The organism is Serratia sp. szju (assembly GCF_044594185.1).
Taxonomy (GTDB): domain Bacteria; phylum Pseudomonadota; class Gammaproteobacteria; order Enterobacterales; family Enterobacteriaceae; genus Serratia; species Serratia bockelmannii.
The window spans coordinates 3292286-3315484 of sequence record NZ_CP172576.1 but is presented as its reverse complement, the minus strand read 5'-3'; the positions used below and the strand labels follow the sequence as shown (position 1 = coordinate 3315484).

The 23199-nt window shown below is 56.5% G+C and carries 2 protein-coding genes; both read right to left on the bottom strand.

What is annotated here, in order from left to right; genetic code table 11:
- Positions 1–6: 6 nt before the first annotated feature.
- On the bottom strand, positions 7–16053 hold the full coding sequence (locus RE418_RS15655; RefSeq protein ID WP_213928268.1) for a non-ribosomal peptide synthetase/type I polyketide synthase: 16047 nt from the start codon (positions 16051–16053) through the stop codon (positions 7–9).
- On the bottom strand, positions 16053–23183 hold the full coding sequence (locus RE418_RS15650) for a non-ribosomal peptide synthetase (RefSeq protein WP_213928267.1): 7131 nt from the start codon (positions 23181–23183) through the stop codon (positions 16053–16055). Before RE418_RS15650 ends, RE418_RS15655 begins: the two co-directional genes overlap by 1 nt.
- Positions 23184–23199 lie beyond the last annotated feature (16 nt).

Here is a 23199-nt window from a genome sequence, read left to right as displayed (position 1 = left end):
GCGCCATCAAGCCAGCGTCCAATGCCCTAACCACGAAGTCATTTTTTCCGCCATCATTGCCGCGCCTTCTCCCGCGTTCATCGTCAGGTGGTTCCCCGGAATTACCTGCACCTCGAAGCGGCCCAACACCCAGGGATGCCAGAACTTGCTTTGATTTTCAGGAAAATCTGCAATCACCTCACGGTGAGAGAAAAACAGCACATCACTCATCAACGCATGCGGGTGGTAACGCTGCATCATCACGTTATGCCGTTGCCAGGTGCTCAAGTAACGAGGTAAGAACGCCGAGGAAAAGAGCGTTTCGGCCGCAGTTCCTTTGGTGATCTCAGATAAATAATGGATTTTATCCGCCATTTGGGTCATCGCCTTCCAGGCATCCCAATCAATGTCCAGTGACACCAGGCCAAATGAAAGCAGGTAGTCCAAAATCTGTTCATCCGTCATGGCCGCAGGCAGATTTCCCTGTCCTGGGGAATCAATCATCACTACCGGCAGAGACACATGTTTTCCCTCTTGGTACTGCCGCGCCATTTCAAACGCGATAATACCGCCGAACGAAGAACCGGCCAGGCAACATTCGCCTCGCTCAAGATGCGGCTCCAGCAAAGCCAGATACTCTCCCGCCAATTGTTCGATGCTCTCGAAGGCGCCCGAGCCATTCAGCAGAGGTGAACGTATGGCATAAATCGTTCTGCTGCTTCCCAAGCATTGAGCCAACTCCCGGTAGAAATAGATGTCGCCGCCGATGGGGTGGATCAACACAAGTGGCATCATCCCCTCATCCTCACCGTCGCGCAGCTTCACCAAACCGCTTTCGCCCTGAGGCTTCGCTGTCGCATGAGCCTCTAGCGATTGCGCTATTTGCACGACGCTCGGCTGTTCCATGGCCATAAGCTCAAGACGTATACCGGTCATTTTTTGCAGGCGGCCAATCAGTTGCAATGCGCTCAGCGAGTCGCCGCCCAGTTCGAAGAACCCGCGCTGTGGATCGACCGACTCACACCCCAGAACCTCGTTGAACAACATTGCCACCCGTTGTTGCATATCCCCTTGGTGCACGGCTGCCTCCGCCGGAACCGGGGCCGGCCGCGAATGAGCGGGTGCATTCATCACACCGAACCAATGCCGCTGAGGCGCGAAAGGATATGCCGGTAGACGCAAAGACGCTTGCCCCGTACACCGCCAGAAACGCTCCTGGTTGATTTCCACACCTGACATATGCAGCACGCCAACGGAACGCCACAGCATCTGCGCAGCCTGCCGCTCATCCGTAGCGTTGCGCGGTGAAGAAACGACAACGGCCGCATTCCCCAATGCCGGATGGCGCGACGCCAGCGTACTCAGAATTTGACGCGGCCCTACTTCCAGCAATACCCAGTTGTCATCGGCACGGCGTTCAAGCAAGGTACGCAGGCCGGCGTCATATTGCACCGTATGCCGCAGGTGCTGCACCCAATATTCGGGCTGACAAACCTGTTCCGCCGTTGCCCACTGGCCGGTCAAATTGGAGATAAACGGTAACTGCGGCTCGTTGAAGGCAATGTCTTGCAGTGCGGCCTTAAACTCTGCCAACACAGGCTCCAATAAACGCGAATGGAACGCGTGCGAAACCTTAACCGGATGGCAAGATACCCCTTGGGCGATCAAGCTCGCCTGCAAAGAGGCGATTGCCGACGCCGCGCCGGAAATGACACAGCTTCCCGAATCATTAACGACGGCGATATCGACGCCCAACGCGGCAGCCTGTTCGCTTACGCCCTCCGCCGACTGTTTGATAGCCAGCATCGCCCCCGGTGCGGTGTGCGCCAATAGCGCACCGCGTTTGAGCATCAACTTGAGCGCATCCTCCAGAGAAAATACGCCGGCGATACATGCGGCAACATATTCGCCCAGGCTATGGCCAATCATCACCGTCGGCTCAACACCGAGGAAGCGATACCACTGCGCCAACGCATATTCATACACAAACAGCGCCACTTGAGTGATTGCGGTGTGGTGTACGCTCTCCCCGTTCGCCAATACGTCTTCCCGCGTTATTTCACCGCCCATCATCGGCTCGAGCAATCCGAGGCAACGATCGACCTCCACTCGGAATTGCGGTTCGGCGTCATATAACGCCTGTGTCATGCCGACGAATTGTGCGCCCTGGCCCGGGAACATAAAGGCCACCTGCGCCTCGAACGCAGGTCGGGCCATCGTTTCGCCCTTCTCGCGCAACCGCGCGACGACCGCTTCCCGTGAATCTCCGGATACCCACCGTTGGCATGCATAGCGGTGTCGCTGCGCCATCAGGGCATAGCCAACCGCCTCCATCGAATGCTCAGGATGCGTTGCCAAATGATCGGCCAAAGCCTCACTCATCCGTTCGAGAGCTGCGTCATCCGCCGCAGAAACGCACAGCATATTGCGCTGAGCGGACCGAGGTGCGGTTGTCGGCGTGTTCGGCGCCTGCTGAAGGATAACGTGCGCGTTGGTGCCGCCAATGCCGAAAGCGCTGACGCCGGCGGTGCGGAGCCCTGTGGCGCTTTCCCAGTTGCGGGTTTCAACATTCACATAAAACGGCCCTTCAGCCAGTTTTAATGCCGGATTCTCACGCTGCATATGTAGCGTGGGAACTAACGTGCGATGCTGCAGGCACAACGCCGTTTTAATCAAGCCGGCGATGCCTGCCGCGACATCCAAATGCCCCAGGTTACTTTTCACCGAGCCGATTGCGCAGGCGTGTTCCGCCTGTTGTCCGGCGAAGGCCGCTTTCAACCCGGCAATTTCAATAGGGTCGCCCAATGGCGTGCCGGTGCCGTGCGCTTCGACATAGGAAATGTCCGCCGGCGTGACATCGGCATCGGCCAATGCCTTGGCAATCACCGCCTGTTGACGGCTCTCGCTTGGCGCAGTGAATCCCATTTTATCCCGCCCGTCATTATTTACGGCCGACCCTTTCACAACGGCATACACAGCATCACCGTCCGCCAGCGCTTGCGCCAAAGGTTTCAGCACGACAATACCTACCCCTTGTCCTTCAATGGTTCCCGCCGCTTGCGCATCAAACGGACGGCAGTGACCATCAGGTGAGAAGATCATCCCTGGCTGGTACAGGTAACCACCGCGCGCTAATTGACCAATGGAGATACCGCCTGCCAATGCGACCTGACAGTCGCCCGCCTGCAAGGCGCGACAAGCCTGATGAACAGCGACCAGCGAGGATGAACAAGCCGTTTGGATCGTCATCGCCGGCCCGGTCAAATTCAACTTGTACGCCGTTTTTGTCGCCAGGAAGTGGGATTGGTTATGAATCATCAACTGGTAATGATCGATCAAATCAGCCTGCGGCATGTTCGGTAGAACAACGTCTCTTTCGTAGTTGCTGTTGCCGATGGCCGCATAGACGCCGATATCACCGGCAAAGCGCTGCGGATCGCAGTTCGCATCTTCCAAAGCATGCCAGGCGCATTCCAGGAAAATTCGCTGCTGCGGATCCATCAGACGCGCTTCCTGAGCCGTACAGCCGAAGAAATCGGCGTCAAAGCGATCGATATCGTCGAGCATCCCCTGGGCGCGAACATAATGCGGATGATCCAGCAGTGCGGAGTCAACCGATGCCGCCAGCGCCTCGCGCGAGTAATGCGTAATAAACGCCTCGCCATCGCATAACCGTTGCCAGAATGCCGCCAGCGTTTGCGCGCCTGGGAAACGGCCCGCCATCCCCACAATGGCGATATCGTCCCGGGCATTGATCGGTCCAGTCGTCGGTGCCGGCGCCGCTTCATGTTGGCGACCTTCGATATGCGCGGCAATGCGGGCAATGGTCGGCAGACGGAAGAGATCTATCAGACCGATTTTTTGCTGAACCTGGTCGGGTAACATGCCATAGAGCCGGGTCAACATGATGGAGTTCCCACCCAGTTCAAAGAACGAGGTATTGACGCCCACCGCCTCGCAACCGAGCAATTCTTGCCAGATAACCTGCAACTGCTTCACCAGCGGCGTAGCGATTTCGCTCTGCGCCGCTGGAGATGCCTCACCGGCGTCAACCGACGGCAACGCACGCACATCCAGTTTGCCGTTAGCGTTCAGCGGCAAGGCAGACAACGCAATCCAATAGGCAGGCACCATATAATCCGGCAGTTGTCGACCGACGTGTTCATTCAACTGCCCGGCGTTAATTTCGCCCTGCGCCACATAATAGGCAACCAACGCCTGACCGACGTTCCCATCCCCCGCCACTTGGCATATTTGCACGGTAACCTGCAAGATCGACTCGTGCTGCAATATAACCTGCTCAATCTCGCCCTTCTCAATACGATGGCCGTGCAACTTGACTTGCTGATCCTGCCGCCCAAGGAATGCTATTTCACGATTTGGCAAAATGCGTGCGCGATCGCCGCTGCGATACCATATCCCCTCAGCAAACGACAGTGAGACAAAGCGTGAGGCGGTCAGCTCAGGCTGGTTGTGATAACCCTCGGCCACGCCGCTGCCCCCGATATAGAGCTCGCCGATGGCCCCGACAGGCAAAGGTCTGCCGGCCGGGTCCAACACCAGACAACGTTCTCCCGGCAAAGGGCGGCCTATCGTTAAAACGCGATCCGTCGCGGCACGCCGATAATGTTTACCGGTTGACCAAATGCAGGTTTCCGTCGGACCGTAGACATTGACGAGCGCCGTGAAAACAGCCAGGGCCTTCTGCGCCAAATGCGGCTCAAGCTTTTCACCGCCGACCAGAAGTAAACATTCCTCGTCCCCCTGCAATACCGGTAGGACAATTTCCAGCATGCTGGGCGTTGACTGGATGAAATCGAACTTACGGCAATCCAGCCCAGTGACATGGTGAGTTCCCAAGGTAACGCAGCCGCCGCTCAATAACGGCAAACCGTATTCAAGACCGAAAATGTCGAAAACGGGGTTGGTCATGCTGTACGTTTTCAGCGCTTCCCTGCCCTGGAAGTACTGCTGCCAGAAACCTCGCAATGTGGCGAGCAGCGCCCCATGCCCCACGCTAACCCCTTTGGGTTTACCCGTCGTGCCGGACGTGTAAAGTATGTAGGCGGTCTTCTCCGCCGCAGGTGTGAACGTCGGCATCGTGGCCTGTTTGCGCCACAGCGCTTCTCCCGCGGTGCCGAACAAGGGAATAGACGGAATACCGTACTCGGCCCCTTCATCCCCAGACATCGTCAATACGGCGATAGCCTGGCTGTCACGCAGAATGAAATCGATACGCTCCTGCGGATAGTCTTTGTCCAGCGGCACATAAGCTGCGCCCAGTCGTCCTATCGCCAACAAGGCCATGACCGTCAAGACTTTGCTGTGCAGTCGCAAGGCAATAGGCGCGTGCGGCGTCTTCTCAAGGCGGCCGGCGATGAGATTGGCGAGTTGCGTCACTTCTGCGTCAAGCTGGGCGTAGCTCCAGCTGCGCTCGCCGTCACTCAGCGCCGGAGCGTCTGACCGGCTGCATGCGTAGTGCGCCAACACTTGCGATAAGGTGGCGGCATTCCCCGGCGCAGGAAGCAACAAGGGTTGCTCCGGCTCACAATAAACCGGAGCTATCGCCACCGTCTCCGTACTCGCGTCTTTCGCCATGTGGCCGACGATGTCCTTTAACAGTGCCATCGCTTGCCGCATCATCGCCGCATCAAAGTACTCTGCCGCATATTCCAGCTTAATCAGCAGAACGTCCGGCTCCTCCTCCACGCTGACGACCAATGGATAATCCCTCTGCTCATTGCGACCGACGAATTGATGACGCAGTTCGCGGTGGCGGTCTTCATCAGGCTGCGGGTAATTTTCATAAATGAACAACGAGTCAAACAGGCGCTGGCCCGCAGGCTGCAGATGAGCCAGATCGACCAGGCATCGGGTATTGGCTTCATTAATATCTTGCTGCAACCGATGTGCCTGCTGAATCAGAGGCACATCGCTTTGATGCTCCACCTTCAACGGTAGCGTATTGAGGAACATGCCCAGCGTGTTTTCGATACCATTCAACGGCAGCATCCTTCCCGCCACCACGGTGCCCACCACGGTCACGGCAGCACCGGAGTAGAGTGCGAGCACCTTGTGCCAGGCGTATTGCAGCAAGGCGTTCAGGGTCATGCCTTGGCGCTGGGCAGCTTCGAGCGCGCACCGGCGCTCTTCGGCGCTCAGTTCACAGCGGCAAATCCCTGCAGCAGAGACGCTCTTAATGGCTGCTAACGCCGATGACTCCGCATCCGGACGGCGCCATCCGCTCAGATCCGGCGAGGTGTCGACCGAGCTCAGGTAGTCGCGCCAGAAATCCGTGTCCCTATCGCGATGCCGTTGAATGTAGTGCTGCACTGAAGCAAAGAGATCCGGTCTGTCCGCCGGCTCACGTCCGTGAGAAAACGCCAGGTAAGCGTCATGCAGCGCCCCCACCAGCAGCGGACTGCTCCAACCATCGAGGATGGCGTGATGTACACAGAACAGGCAAGCGAAGTGATCATCCGCCAGTTTGACCAGGCAGACACGGTACAGTCCGCTTTGTTGGAGATCGAAGCTGGCCTGCTGCTCACTTTCCTGCAGCCTGTGCAAGGCGTGTTCCCGCTCTTCAGGCGACAGATGGCTGATGTCATGGACGTGCCAAGGGAAGCGCCCTTCATGATCCACGACCTGCACGATTTCACCGCGCCAATCGAACCGCAACCGCAGGCAGGAGAACTGCTGTTGCACCCATTGCCACGCCCGCTTGAACGTCTCGGGCTCGATCGCACAGTGATAATCCCAGCGCGTAGCCACGCGATACACCCGATCGGCGTCGCCAAAGGCCAGCGAATGGTGCAACATCCCTTGCTGCAGACTATTGGCCATGAAGACCGCATCAACCGCCTGCGCATGTTGCAGCCGATCCAGATGGGGTTGCGGGAGGGCGAAATCGACATCCGATTCGGTTAACCAACGCCAGGATGGCCAATTCATTGATACCAGGCCATCTTCCAACTCTCGAATAAGCCGCTGCGTCAACCAGGCCGCGTCATGCTCCCGCAGCCGGCTTTCGACCCGCAATTCAAGACGATCGCCAACGTTCAACACGACGATATCGATCAGATGCGTCCCTTCCTGGGAGGCATGGCGATGCAGCCCCACAAAGTGGTGATCCAGCGCCCAGTCTCCCGCCGCCTCCATCTTGCCCAGGTAGTTGATGCTGATGCCGTCCTCTTTCACCACGGGCAAACCACACAGGACACCGAAGTTTTCCGCCCGCTGCGACCAACGTCTCAGATTATTTTTCACCGCGAGCAAATGCTCCCTGGCATCGCGTTGATAGCTAAAACGCACGGGATAACGACTGGTGAACCAGCCCATCGTCCTGGAGATATCCAGCGTTCGCTCATCCGCTTGCCGACCGTGCCCCTCAAACCATAGGCTAAAGGCGGTTTGTCCGGTCAAATCATGCAAAACGCGGCCAACCGCCCAGGCCACCATGTCCTGCGGCTGCATGCCGAACATGGCGAGGTGCTGCATCAAGCGACAGGATGGCCCTTCCCCCCACGCAAGGGCATGACGCGTCGTCGCGGTTCCGCCCAGCGCTTGCAACGCATGAACTTCGCTGCCCGGCAATTGCCCCAGCCACTCTTCACGTTCATGAGAGGTAATTTGCGCACGTTGCCGCAGATGGTTCACCCATTGGCGATAGCTGCTGGCCTTCTCCGGCAGCGTTTCCTCTTGGCTCAGGCGTCGTAAATCGTCGACGATCACCTGCAGACTGACCGCATCGACAATCAGGTGATGGCAAGCGACGAACACCCTGGCCTTGCCGTCCGCGTACCCTTCAAGAACGGCGAACGCGGCCAAAGGCCCGCTCTGCAGATCGAACGCCTGCTGCCAGTCGGCAAAACGCTGCAACAGCGCGGCGTCAAAATCCGGGTGGTCTTCCGGCAGCGACAATGCGCGAATGTCCAAAGCGTGGCATGGCGGCAGCGCAGCCTGCGGCTGGTAGCATTGGCGCCATTCTCCCTGGGTATCTTTTTCGAAGCGCAGATTGAACGCGTCGTGCTGCGCCACGAGGCGCGGCAACAGGCATTGCAGACGGGCCATTGTCATGCCAGGCGCCACCAACAGCCCGTACTGGTTCCACTGCTGCGGATGCGGCAGATCATGTGCCAGGAACCATTGCTGGATGGGCAGCAGCGGAACTGCGCCGCTCAAGGCCCCTGTTTCGCGCTGCACGGTCTGGATGCCGCCAACGGTTTGACGGCCGAGCAGAGTGTCGTAGAACGATGCGATGGTGCGATACGTCAGCAACTCTTTCAGCGTGACATCCAGCTGCAATTCGCGCCTTAACCGCCCCGCCATTTGGATACTGGCGATACTGTCGATGCCCAACTGGAACAAATCCGCCTGGGTACTGAGTTCATCCGCCGGCACGTGCAGGATCTCGCCCCACAGCCGACACAGTTGATGTTCACGGTCGTCACGCGGCGGGCAATAAGTCGCCTGCTCTTCGGCTGCGGGTAGCGGCAAGGCGTTGCGATCCAGTTTGCCATTCGCCGTCAGCGGCAAGGCATCCAAAGCGATAAGATGCGCCGGTACCATATACTCCGGCAATTGTTCAGCCAGTCGCGAACGGAGCATTTTCTCGTCAGCGTTCGCTTCGCCGACGTAATAAGCCACCAGCATCGGTGCCGGCTGCGCCATCACCAGTGCCACGGCCTGGTGGATCCCGCCGCATTGCAGAAGCCGGCTTTCAATCTCCCCGAGCTCAATGCGATGCCCGCGCAGCTTGACCTGGAAGTCGTTGCGCCCCAGGAATTCGACATAACCTGCCGCATGCCAGCGCCCTAAATCGCCCGTCTTGTAGAGGCGTCCGTGACGAGGGTGCGAAATGAAACGCTCCGCCGTGAGCTGTGGATTTCGCCAATAATTTAATGCCACCCCCATCCCGCCAAGATAGAGCTCACCGGTCACGCCAACCGGACACATCTGTCCCTGCGGATCCAAAACATAAAGCGCCTGATGAGGCATCGCGGTGCCATAAGGGATGGAGCGCCAGGCCGGATCGATCGCCTCTATCGGGTACCAAACGGACCAAATGCTGCCCTCAGTCGCCCCGCCCAGGCTGATGCAGTCAGCGTGCGGCCAAAGTGTGCGCAACGTCTCCGGCAGATTCAGCGGGATCCAATCACCGCTCATTAAAAACGCGCGCAGCCTTGGCAGTGAGCATCCCTGCCGTGCCACGGCATCGGCCAGCAGCCCGGCAAGCTGTGGAACGCTGTTCCAGACGGTGACTTCACGCTCAGCAAGCAGCGGCAACCACCGCTCCGGATCTTTTACGCTCTCTTGAGCCGGTAAGACGATCTCCGCACCGACGCTAAGCGCGCCGAAGATGTCATAGACGGAGAGATCGAAGCTCAATTCAGACAGCGCGAACAGGGCATCTTCAGCGGTCAGCGAGAGGCGTCGATTTACCGCTTGCAGCGTATTCACTGCGCCACGGTGATCGATGGTGACCCCTTTTGGCCGCCCGGTGGAACCGGAAGTGAAAATGACATAGGCCACATCGGCGGCGCTGACGTGCGGCAAGCCGAAACACGGTGGCAAAGCGGTCGCCTCATCCAGCATATCCTCGATGACCAGCAGTTGATAACCCGCTTCGCTCAGTGTCCGGATATCCGCACGCGCCGACTGTGCCCGGGTCAGCCAGAGCTGTTCTACACCGGCCTGTTGTAAAATATCGGCGATGCGCCCCGCCGGCCACTCGACATGCAACGGTAGATAGCCCTTGCCGGCCTTCATGATCGCCAGACAGGCACAGACCTGGGCGTAGCTTTTTTCCGCCAATACGGCAATCAGCGGCGCAGATGAGCCCATCCCCTGCTGCGCCAACGCATCGCTGTCTTGTTTCAATTGGCCATAGGTCATGCCGATCGCCGCTTCCCCGTCATACACCGCGATCGTTTCTCGATGCCGTGCTTGCGTCGCCAACAGATCGAACGCGCTGAACAGGGTTTCTTCACTGAGAGGCTGAGTGACGGCATTTGCCCGCTGCATCATTTCTCTTTGCGCTTCAGGCAAATAGTTTTCGCATCCCACCGGCGTTTCCCAAGGCTGCTGCGCTAATAGCGAGATCAGACGGCAATAGGCGCGATTCAGATGCGCAATGGTTTCTTCATCAAACAGCTGTTCGACATAAAGCCACTTGCTCATAAAGCGGCCATCGACTTCAATAGCCTGCAGGTCGATCCAAGCCTGAGAGGTTTGCGCACACCAATATCGCTGCTCGCGCACCTCGCTGTCTTCCAGATACGCCTGTTTATCCCAATCGCCGGTTTGTTGCCCTACGACGCCAGTGAAGACCAACGGCGACACCGCCGAATGGCGATCCAGGCCGTGCAGTTTCACCAGATCGCGCTGCACATCCAACCCACTGTACAACGCATGCTGAATGTCGTCCCACATGCGCTTATGCGTCGTCTCGATGGTGGTGAACAGATCCTCGCCGGCATCGCGAAAGTGGAACAGGTTGGTCGAGGTAAAATCACCCAAAATGTCGTTTACGTCCTCGCAAACCGCGTAGCGGTTGAACAGCGTCATGGTAATGAGAAACTCGCTGTTGCCGGAATATCGCGCGATGAGGTAGCCATAGAGGCTCAGCAATACCGACGAGTATGAGACCTGATAATGCTGCGCTTGCCGTTTGAAATCCTGCCAAATTTGTTTGTCTATATATAGCGTATGCTCTGCAAAGTGCGGGTGTTCAACCGTGGCCGACGGTACCTTGAGCGGTAAGTTTGGCCGCAGCGGCATATCGGCCAGCTTGTCCTGCCAATAAGCGCAATCTCGTTGATACCAACGGGAGGCCTTCAGATGGGCCAGATGCTCCTGGTAGTCTTTGAAGTTCACGGTTGCCAGCGGCGGCAAGACATTTCCCCGATACAGCGCATTAAGCAGTTGATACAGCGCCAGACGGCTTTGCACATCCAGCAAAATCAGATCGAGACTGATATGCAGCACGTCGCGCTCGCGCAGCCGGCTGATTTCAAAAGTGAACAACGGGAAACGGTCGACCTGATAGACCTGATGGGACAGGCGCTTGCGCACGCGCGCCAGCGCGGTAGCCTCATCGTCGAGGCGCAGGTCATTCACCGCCAAGGCATAATGGCCGGCCTGCGACACCGAAATGAAGCGCTGAGTCATGCTTTCCGCGTCATACACGGTGCGCAGCACCGGACAGAGGGCGATCAATCGGTTAATCGCCAGCTCCAGACGTTCGTCATCAAGGCGCGGATACACGAACTCGTTGTAGATGTGGTTGGCGACGTTGCCGATCTCATAGTTTTCAAAGCGCCCAACCAGATAGGCTTTCTGAATCTCGGTCATGGCAAAGCAGTCGCCGTTTTCGGCACCGCCCTGCAGAGGTAAATGCTGTAAGTCGCGTTCATCCGCAACATTGATGAAATCGCCAAGGCCGTATTGGGTTCTTCCCTGCCGTTCACAGCACGCTATCAGCGTGTCTATAGCCGCCTCCCAGGTCTCCAGCAACTGTTGATTTTGCTCACCGGACAGACCGCTGACGACTTCGAGCTGCAACCGACCTTGCTCTATGTAGCTAAAGAGCGTAATACCGAAAGGCAAGCCGTTGTCAGGATGGCGCGTCTCACCGACCGGCGACATGACCAGCGCCCAATCCTTTTCATCCGGCGAAGTCAGCTGTCCCAGGTAGTTGAAACAAACATTGGGCAGCGGCAACCCTAGCTCACGGGCAAACGCGCCAAATCCTACGCCCTGATGAGGCACGCCGCGCAGTTGCGCTTTGGCCGCCTGCAAACGCATTGCCGGATCGGGAGAGGATGAGAGCGCACAGGGATAAAGTGACGTGAACCACCCGACGCAACGATGAACGTCCAGAGCGGCATCAATCTCTTCGCGTCCGTGCCCTTCAACGGTGACATGGGTCAGCTCTCCGTTAAACCAGTGAGCGAGCATGCCGTCTGCACACGCCAGCAAACATTCGTCGACTTTCGCATTGAAGGCACGTAAACCCTCGGTTTGCAGCGCCTGCGTCACTTTTATTGATAACGCGAGGCGGCTGCATGCCATCGTAGCGCCGCGCGCAGCCGGCAACGCAACGGGGCGGTAGTCCGCCATCCTGGCCCGCCAGTAAGACGCCTCTTCCGCGTGATTGGCACAATATTGCTCGAAGTGCTCAGTCCACTGACGATAACTCGTTCCCTTATCTCCAAGGCTTTCACCGTGGTAGGCGTTCGCCAGATCGCGGGCCAGAATGCCCCAGCTGACGCTATCGAGCACCAAATGGTGGCAAGCGCAGAAAATACGGGCTCGCCCCTCGTCGAACCCCGTGACATAACCAAAACGATAAAGCGGCCCGTCGGCCAGATCGATATCGCTTTGCCATTCGGTCAGCACGGCGGACAGGGCCTCTTGCCATTGCGGTGCCGAGCGTTCGACATGATGACACCGCAGTTCGATGGCGTCCGTCATCGGTTGATAGCCTTGGCGCCAATGCGACGAATCCTCAGACGTAAACGTCAGGCGTAGCGCATCGTGATGTTGAATCAATGCGTGCAGCGCTTCGCGCAGGCGTTCGACGTCCAGCGCCGGCACATCCAGCAGAAACGCCTGGTTCCAATAACTCGGATAAGGGAATGCGCAGTCAAAGAACCAGCGTTGGACAGGCAGCAGCGGCAACTCGCCAACCAATACGCCCTGCTCCCGTTTGCCTTCAATCATCACCTGCTGCTGATGCTGAGCGAGACGTAAATGGAGTGCATGCACGGTTTTGCTGGCGAACACGTCTTTCACCCGGATCGATACGCCCATCGCCTGGCGCAATTTGCTCACCAGCTTGATCGCCATGATGCTGTCCAGCCCCAACTGATACAGGTTAGCCTCACAGCTGAAATGCGCTTCATCGATCCCCATCATTTCCGCAACAATGGCGGCGATCTGCGCTTCCCTCTCCGACTGCGGTGCGACACGTTCCTGTACGACCGGCAGAGACGGTTCAGGAAGCGCACGCCGATCCAGTTTGCCATTCACCGTGACGGGCCATTCTTTCAACCAGATAAAGGTCTCCGGCACCATGTACTCGGGCAAGGCGGCGGCAAGAAAGTGTTGTAGCGTCGCCTCCGGCAACGGTGCCTGCGCCGTGTAATAGGCCACGAGGCGGGGATGGGGCTGTTGATAAACCAGCGCCACCGCCTGGCGCACCAAGTCAAACGCTTCGAGACGCTGGGCGATTTCACCCAACTCAATGCGATATCCGCGTATTTTCACCTGAAAATCATTGCGGCCAACATAAACGATTTGCCCATCATTCCGCTGATACACCAAATCACCGGTTTTATACAAACAGGCATAGTCATCCGCCCGCTCATCCCATTCGGTGCAATACGGATTGACGATGAATTTCTCCGCCGTCAGCGCCGCTTTATTCAGATAGCCGCGCGCCAGTCCGACGCCGGAAAGGTAGAGTTCACCCACCGCACCGGGCGGCAAAAGCCGCTGCCCTTTGTCCAGGACCAACACTTTCATGTTATCAATCGGCCGCCCGATCAGGACATTATCTATATCCGGATCGTTACAGTCGAAATACAGCACATCGATGGAGGCTTCGGTTGGCCCATAAAGATTGTGCAGGGCGATATGAGGCAAACACTGCTTAATCCCTTTGACCTGGGTCAGTTTGAGCTCTTCACCGCTGCAGAACACGTAGCGCAAGCTCGGCAAGCTGACGTTTCGATCGCGTTGAATGCCCTGTAATGTCTCGGTAAAAGCCGCCAGCATGGATGGCACAAAATGCAGTACGGTGATGGTTTCGCGCTCGATCAGCTCAATCAGATAATCCGCGTCCTTGTGGCCATCCGGATCGGCAAAAACGATGTTGGCGCCGTAAAGAGAGGCCCAAATCAGTTCCCATACGGAGACGTCAAAAATGTACGGCGTTTTTTGTAACACCCGATCGGCTGCCGTCAGCGGATAGGATTTATTCATCCATTGGATACGGTTGATCAAACCGCGGTGCGTGCACATCACGCCCTTGGGCTGCCCTGTGGTCCCGGAGGTATAGATGACATAGGCCAGATCGTTCGGTGATATCTGACGCGCCATGTTTTCATCGCTCAACAACTCAAGCTCGTGGCGCAGCGATTCATCATCCAACACCACCAGCCGCCGCCCTGGCGCCGCCACCCGGTGTCGGTAGGCCTGATGGCAGATAATTACGTCGGCCCGGCTATCCTGTAGAATGTAATCGAGACGATCGTCGGGGAATGCCGGGTCGACAGGCAAATAGGCGGCCCCCAATTTCAGGATCGCCCAAATACCGACCAACAGCTCGACGCTGCGATCCAGACACAGCGCAACGCAGGCGCCATGCCCCACCCCACGTGACGATAAGGCGGCCGCCAACTGATTGGCTTGTAGATTCAACTGGCGATACGTCAATTGCCGATGCCGATCCGCACAGGCGATATTGTCCGGCGTCAGCGCTACCTGCGCTTCCAATAAAGACGCGATATGCTCATCTTCTGAATAATCGCAGCGCGTGTCATTCCATTCAGACAGCACCTGCCGACGCTGGGCTGGCGTGATTAAATCGATTTGTTCGAGCGGCGTCTCCCAGGATTGCCGATCAAACTGGCCCAGCGCATAAACTAACGCCTCGAGAATATTGCGAACGTAGTCCTCTTCGTAACGATTCTCCGCCGCGGTTAACGTGAAATCGATTTGACCGTCTCGTTGAGCGGCAAATAAGGACATGCCAAACTTTTCCGCCAGATCGGGATAAGGCTCCAGACGATATTCCACGCCGGGGACGGCGATATCGCCGTTTTCAAAGTTATGGAAGGTAAATAGCAGCTGAACCAGTTCATTGATGCGCACCGCGCCACCGTCGATCTCCGGCGCCAAGTGCCCAATGTTCACCCACGGATGTTCCTGCAACTGCAAAATATCGTGCTGAATGCTTTTGACATTGCTCAACACGCTTTGGTCTGCGCGCAATGCGGCGATGACCGGCAGGGTGCTGATAAACGGCCCAATGGCGCGGCTGAACGCCTCGGGGCGATTCATCACTGTCAGTCCAATAGGGAAATCGCTGTCCTGGCCGCTAAAGGTCCGTAATACATGGGCGAACGTCGTAAACAACAGAGAATAGAGCGTCAGTCCCCGTTCGCCGCATGCCTGCGTCAAACGCTCGACAACCTCCGACGTCAATCCTGCCTGCACGGCAAAGGCACGATTCTCCACGCCAGAGAGATGGCGCTGTCGCAATGCCGGCGGTTCCGCCTGATTCAAACGGGCGGCCAACGATGTTCTGAACGCCTGAACATCATCTTGCCGCACCCGCCACTGTTGATATGCGGAGTAATCCAGGTACCCCGCTTCAGGCTGCGCCGATACAGACGGTGTGGCGTACGCACTCAACAGTTGATGAGCAAAATGCTGGACGGAAGGGGCATCAGACAGCATATGATGGTGAACGCACGCCAAAACGGCCTCTTGCGTCTCAGCCCGCACCAGCAGCACAAAGCGCGCAAACTGCCCTTCCGGCATAGGGAAGGTTTGTTGTGCCAACGCCCGTTTCTTACTTTCCAGCTCGGACCAGGAAATCCTTTCTACTTCCAGTGCAAACTGCTCAGGCGCCAGAAAAACGCGCTTCATATCGCTATCAATCGACTGACGCAACAGGGGCTGATGCCGTAAAAAGGTTTGCAGCGCGTTTCGCAACCGCGCGATATCCACCTGCGGCAATCCAATGAACAACGGTACCGTATAGGTATACGGCAAGCCGTCGATGTCGCTTTGCAGATACATGCCTTGCTGAATTGAGTCCAGCGCAAGTGGCCAGCTACTTGGCGGTAGCCTCAGAAAAGACGTTTCCTTCGCGAATTGTTCGCTGGTCACGCCATTGTCCTGTAACAGCGCCAACAATTCGTCTTTGCGTGCCGCCACTTCAGCCTTCAGATCGGCATCAAAGCCGATATCCTTGTCGACAGAAAAACCCAACCGATCGTCCGCTTTAGCCCACAATAAAATGTTATTTTTTTTCAGGTTGTTCAATAAATCCGTCAACATCATTACAGCGCCCCTTCTTCTCTGCCGTTGCCACAAGGTTGCCCGGCGACCCACGCCGCCATTTCCTGAATCGTATTGTTGTTGTAGAGGTCTTCCAGACGCATCTCGGTTCCCGTCGCGAGGTTGATCTTGCGTACCAGTCGCATAGCCAGAAGCGAATTCCCCCCTTGAGTGAAGAAGCTTTGGTCACAACCGATTCGCTCTTCACGCTTGTCCAGAAGCTCCGCCCAAAGTCGGCGCATCCGTATCTCATCATCGCTGCGCGGAGCCAGACATTCGCTGTGCTTGACGACTTTCGGCAAGCGTGATGTATCGACCTTACCGTTGTTAGACAAGGGGATTTCCGGGATCAAAGTAACGTGCTGCGGCAACATATAGTCCGGCAAACGACGCGCCAAATGCCGTCTGATCGCCTGGGTCATCGAGACAGTGAGCGCAGGAACGTCAAAGACCGGTTCATCCTCGGCCCGCGCATACCCTATCGCCATGCTGCACAACGTGTCCTCGGCCGGCGTGACGCCAAGAATGCAGCCGCCAATTCGCCGCTGGGCGGCGAGCGCGCCAAATCGCTGCATCATCCAGCCACTGGCCTGATAATGGCACGCGTTCTTAGCGCCATGGACCTGCAACAACACCTGAGACGACTGCAACACCCCGTACACGTCTGATGATTCGGCCAGCACGGAGGTCTCACCGAGGCAATAGTGTCGCCCTGACGCGCGAGCGACATAGGTTCCCCCCTCGTTTTCCATCACGCTGAAATCGACGCTGACTTGCGGTGGTGAAGTGACGGCGCAAACGCCGAGGTGGATCCGACACGCTAATGCCCCCTCGTCAGGTGAAACGGCGTCAGCGGGCTTGACGTAATAAGCGACGCCCAAAGACTGGAGATGCTCAGTCAGCAAGGCCAACATGTGGCCGACTTCTATCTGCGCCAAAGCGAATGCGCGCTCGGCATATAACGCGGTGATGGTTTCCCACCGAACCACCAAGTCCAGATAAGGCCCGGTGTGTTCTCCCGACGCTTCTGCCTGGTACAAATGCTGTTCCAGCGGATGGTAGTAGTAATAACCCGCGGCATATTCTCCCATCGCCGCCGGGAGCCCGAGATACACTTGCACCGCATAGAGGCTGCTGGCCGAAGGATAGCGATATTTTGGCAACGCGCGCTGCGGCGAACGGAAAGCGGCGCATACGGCCAACAGCCCGGCCAAAGACGCAGGCGGCAGCGCGCTTCCCTCTTGCGCCATCTGTTGCGTCAACCACCCCGGCAGCGCTTCGTACAGACTGCTGATGGTTTCGGCGGATAACGCCTCCGCGGTAAACTGGCGAGTGCTCTTGCGGGCACGGTAAACCGCTTCATCCAACGGATAGGGTATCGCTCGCGAAGGTTGCAGATCTTGACGTAACGCCGGCAGCGAAAGCACGAATGCGTCGCGGTTAGCAAAATAGAGCGGCACCGGCTGTTGCGCCTCGGGAACAACGTAAGCCATGAGGTCACCCTCGCTGAGCCGCACGATCGTCTGCCGGATCCCAGGTAATTGGCTCAAGTTATTCTCGATATCCTCCAGCTCCACGCGATAACCGTTAAGCTTGACCTGGGCATCTCTTCGGCCGAGGAACTCGATATAGCCTTCCGCCGACCAGCGACCCAGATCGCCGGTTTTGTACAGGCGTCCATAGGTTGGATGATAAATGAAGCGTTCTCGAGTCAGCGTTTCAGCCTGCCAATATCCCTGAGCAACGCCGAGCCCACCGATATGTATTTCTCCGGTTACGCCGAAAGGACAAGCACTCCCCCACTCATCCAGCACCCACATCTGTTGATTCGGCATGGCGACGCCATAAGGAATGCTTTTCCACCTCGCGTCTACCCGATCGATTTCATGCCAAATGGACCAGATGCTGCCCTCCGTCGCGCCCCCCAGGCTCACCATCTTGCTGTCTGGCGATTGGGTTTTCAGGCGATGAGGCAAATTGAGCGGCAACCAATCGCCGCTCAACAGGAACAGCCGTAACCGGGTTAGCGCCTGCGTCGCAGGTTCGACTTCGTCAACCAGCAGGCCCGCTAATTGCGGCACCGAGTTCCAGAGGGTCACGTTATGTCGGCGCAGCGCGGCCACCCAAGCTTGCGGCGCTTTGGTCTCACGCTGGGAAGGGATCACCACACCGCCCCCCACGGCCAACAAGCCAAACAGATCGTAAACGGACAGATCAAAGCTCAACTCGGACAGCGCCAGTATCCGGTCTTCCCGACCGACCGACCAACGTTGGTTAACAGCCAGGATGGTATTGACCGCCCCCTGGTGATCGATCGCTACCCCTTTCGGTTTACCGGTAGAGCCAGAGGTAAAAATAATGTAGGCCAGATCGTCAGCCCTGACGATCGGCCAGGCAACCTCCGTCGACGCACGTTCCTGCGCCGGCGCCACTATCTCGTCGAACACCAAAATCGTGATATCCGAAGGCAACGCCGACAGCTCATGTGCCAGGTCATGACGCTGCTGAGCAGAGAGCAGCAAGATATCGCACCGGGCTTGCTGCAGAATGTCGCGTATGCGCTCCCATGGCCATTCGATGTGCAACGGCAGATAAGCGCCGCCGCTTCTCATGATCCCAAGGGTTGAGACGGCCTGCGCATACCCTTTCTCCAGCAGAATAGCGGTAATACGTCCCTTTTCGCCCTTGGTATGCCGCAATAGCGCACGCCCCAGCGTGTTGCTGTCCTGTTCCAGCCTGGCGTAGGTAAAGTGGCGTTCGCCTTCGGTTTCGATCACCGCAATGCGCTCGGCCGTTTGCGGCGTTTCCAGACTGGAAAGGAACAACCCGTGCAGCGTTTGCTCCGACACCGTACTTTGCGTGGCATTCCAGCGCATGACCGCTTCCGCATGTTCCGCCGGCAGTTCAGGCTGCGGGAATGACATGGTTTCCCAATCGTGTTCTGCCACCCATCGAATCAGAGAACAATAGCCTTCGTGCATGGCCTTGATGGTTTTCTCATCAAACAATTGTTCGACATAATCCCACTCGGCAACGAACCCTTCATCGTTTTCGTAGGCTTTATGGTCGAGCCACACCTGAGACGTTTGGGAGATTGCGTATTGAACGCCGCGATATCCTTCATTAAGCGGCAATTCAAACATGCTCGCTTTATTGTTCATGCCAAGCACGCTGGTCAGCACCACCGGCGCGATAACCGTATTGGCGGGCAGATTCCGCCGCTGTTTCAACAAACGCTGTACGTCAATGCCGTCAAATAAATTATTATCGACGTCATTAAGCAAGGTGCGGTGGATAGCCGATAGCTGTTCGCTCATCGCAACGCCATTTTGACGTTGGTAATTGAACAGGCTTAAAACGGTAAAATCGCCAATAATTTGCTCGACCTGAGAATGTAACGGCAAACGGTTGAACAGCGTTAAATTAAGGCAAAGGCTCTCTTGACCAGACCAATAACATAACGTTCTGCTGTAGAGCTCAAGGATCAGAGCGGTCGGACTAATATTGAAGCGCTGGCATTTGTCGACGATCTTTTGCCAACTCAACATGGGTATCGTCGCAGACAAACGCCGGAAGCTCGGCTTATCGATCCTGGCGGGATGCGCGGCCAGCGGCAATCCGACCTCCAGCGTATAATCATCGATTTTCTGCAGCCAATATTGCTGCGCCCGCTCAAATAATGCGCTGCCGCGCAGGCGCTCGTACTGCAGCTGATAATCGCGGTAGCTGATATCCAGCGGCGGCAGCGCCAGATTTTCGTCGTGATATAACGCAATCCACTCGCCGAATAATATTTCAAAACTGGTCATGTCAATGATAATGGCATCAAAGCTGACATGCAGAAGGTATTTCCCTTGATACTCGCTCAGGAAAATATCGAACAGCGGATAACAATCCGGTTTGTAAACCTTGTGCGAGTACTCGGCGCGCAAAGCCAATAGCTCGTCTTCATTTCTCAGGGGGTGGTAGCCTATTTTGTAATGCGCTGCCGCACTTAAAAATCGCTGTTCTCCCTCTTCAAATACGGTGCGCAACGCAGGATGGCGTGCAATAAGTTGATTATAGGCACGCTCCAATTTTTCGTGATCAATATGGTCGAAAACAAATTCATTATAAATATGGGTAGAGACCTCGCTGAGATCGAAACTTTTCATTCGTCCCAGATAATAAGATTGCTGAACATTATTCAGCGGGAAAGGATGGTACAGATGGGTCTCATCACATTGTGCAATCTGGTAGTCTTGGTAAAGAAAACTGCCGCGCCCGGCGGCCACCAATGGCGTTAACCTGGCCACATTTTTTCTTTCGAAAATATCTTTAACTTTCAGATCGCACTGAAGCGTACCGTTTATGCGATTTACCAAGCGAATGGCCGACAGGCTGTTGCCTCCCAAAGCAAAAAAGTCGTCGGTAATGCCGATTCGTCCGCTTTCGCTCCCCAATACATCCTGGAATAGCTGGCACAGGCATCGCTGGAACTCGTTTCCCGGCGCTACGTAATGCGCTTTATCTTGCGCTTGTACCTGCGGCAAGGCTTTACGATCCACTTTGCCATTCATATTCAAGGGGATCTCAGGCAGGTACATATAAGCGCTGGGGAGCATGTAGTCCGGAAGCAGCGTCACCAGATAATCCTGCAGTTGCTGGCGTGCCACCGGCGATTTGGCCTGATAATAGGCAACCAGGAACGCCTGTTGTTCTTCCTTGGCCGGCTGTAAATTTACAACAACCTGCTGCATCCCGGGGTAGGTTCGCAAAACCGACTCTATTTCACCCAGTTCGATCCGATGTCCCCGCAATTTTATCTGGTTATCCCATCGGCTGAGGTATTCAAATCTGCCGTCGGGCAAACAACGCACGCGATCGCCCGTCTTGTACATGATGCGACCGAACCAGGCTGACGGCGTGCTGGAACATATGTTCGGCAAAAAGCTTGCTTGCGTCTGACGCGCATTGCCGTAGTAACCGCGCGCAACGCCCAACCCCGAAATATACATTTCCCCGATCACGCCGGGAGGAAGTAAACGCCGCCGTTCGTCCAAGATAAAGCACTGGGTATTCGCCAGCGGGCGCCCAATGGTGACGCTATCACCCCCAGGCAACAGTTCATCCGCGGTAGACCAAACCGTCGTTTCGGTTGGCCCATACACATTCCACGCACGCTCGGTGTTTTCTGACAACCAACGCGCCACCGCATGCGGCACCGCTTCCCCACCGCACAATGCCCGAACGGGTAGCGTTGTCTCGGCATATTGCTGCGCGACCTGATGCCAAAAAGAAGGCGTCCCCTGCATCAGGCTCACGGAATGACTCGCGATAAAGTGCGGCAAGTCATTATTCGCCAACAACGTCTTCTGGTCGGTTAATACCACCGTGGCGCCAAACATGAGCGGCATAAATATTTCCAGAGTTGAAATATCAAATGCCAACGTCGTGATCGCCAGAAAACGATCCTGATGCGTCACAGACATGCGTCGAGAAATATCGCTGGCGATATTCACAAAGCTGCGATGTTCTACGGCAACCCCTTTAGGCTTACCTGTCGTTCCCGAGGTGTAAATAATATAGGCCAATGCTGAAGCCTCAGCCTGGGAGGGGAATTCGTTGCAACCGTCGGCCCCAGCGAAAGGAGAAGCGGCATATTCACGCCAATCCAAATAACTCAGCCCTTGCGGCAGGCTGCCAGCTGACTGAGCATGCGCACCGATGATTAACGCCGGCTGGGCATCGGCCAAAATAGAATAGGTCCTCACTACGGGCGCATTTTTGTCGATCGGAACATAGGCGCATCCCAGCTTAAGCACGGCCATCAGGCATACTGCCAACTCCGCCTCACGCGGCATCATCAAGGCAATTTTGTCGCCTGCCGCTACCCCATATTGCCGTTGCAGATAGTCGGCCAGGCGACTGGCCTGTTGCTGCAGCATTCGATAACTGAGCGTTTCATTTTTCGTTATCACTGCAGGGTGATCGTTAAGCGCCCTTGCCTGTTGTTCAAACATCCCGACGATAGTCTGTCTCGGATATTCACATTGCGTGGCATTAATTTTCGCATAATAACGTTGGTAGCTATTTTCAGACACGCCGGTCAACGCATCTATATCCCCTTCATTACGCATGAATGTGGCGAGCGCCGCCATAAACTCATCGATATTTGCGGCTACAACGTCGAAAAAGGGGTTTTCGCCGTAAAATTGCAAACTGAGCGTACAGCGCGTGCTGTTCCATACGATCCTGATCGGGGCCGCTGCCGCGTCGACCTCCCCCTCATCCATGATGACATCTACGCCAACCACAGATAAAAAACGGCCGTCATGATGGGATTCGTAGAATGGGTTCGCCGGGTCCCCCTGCAGTACCCGCACTAACCAAGGAGAGAGCTCGGCGTATGTTTCCGTTCCGTTGAGTAACCGTAATACTTTGCTGCTGCGTTGCCTATCTTGCAATTGCAGAGCATAAAGCCCAGGCCGCCGTGCATTGAGCAGAAACTGCAACTGGAAAGCCAACAGCAAAGCCTGTTGCGGCTGCGCAACGCCATCGATGGTCCGTTGAACCACTGCAGCATCGTTAACGGCAGACACTTCATCCGTCAGGTTGAAGCAGCCATAACGCGGTTCATCGTTTTCCAGCGCTCGCTGCTCTTGCTGTACCCTCTGCTGGGCAACTAGCCAATCCGTAACTCGGTTTGGCCCTTCGGGCAGAGCAATATCCAGATCTTTCGCCTCACGGCTGAGCATGACCACGCCATCGATGAACAACTCGCCCAACACCGTCTGCGACAACGCTCGGCGGGCTTCCCGCCACGGCAGCTCACGCTCAGCTAACGCCCTGATATTCCCGTCTTCTTCAGCATGAATCTGGAACAACACATTTTGTCGATCGGCGAAAACGGCTAACCGGACGATGGGGCCTCTCACCGAGGCGCTTTCTTCGAGACAGAGCTCATAGTCGATACGCTGATCGCCAACGTCGGAATAGCAAAAGAGGTTGTGCTGCGAACCTGTCCAGCGCGTTCGCTCAGCGTCGCTCAGACCGATTAAGTAGACAAAGTGGCCGGCATCCAGCAAGTAACGGACAATATGGCTGCGCAACGGTTCTACGGTGTGGTTGACAAGAATGTTCAGAATCTTCATGGATATTACTCTTTTG

Excerpts from the sequence above, each read along its gene's own strand:
- RE418_RS15655 (WP_213928268.1), bottom strand. The coding sequence starts at position 16,053 with ATGATGTTGACGGATTTATTGAACAACCTGAAAAAAAATAACATTTTA.
- RE418_RS15650 (WP_213928267.1), bottom strand. The coding sequence starts at position 23,183 with ATGAAGATTCTGAACATTCTTGTCAACCACACCGTAGAACCGTTGCGC.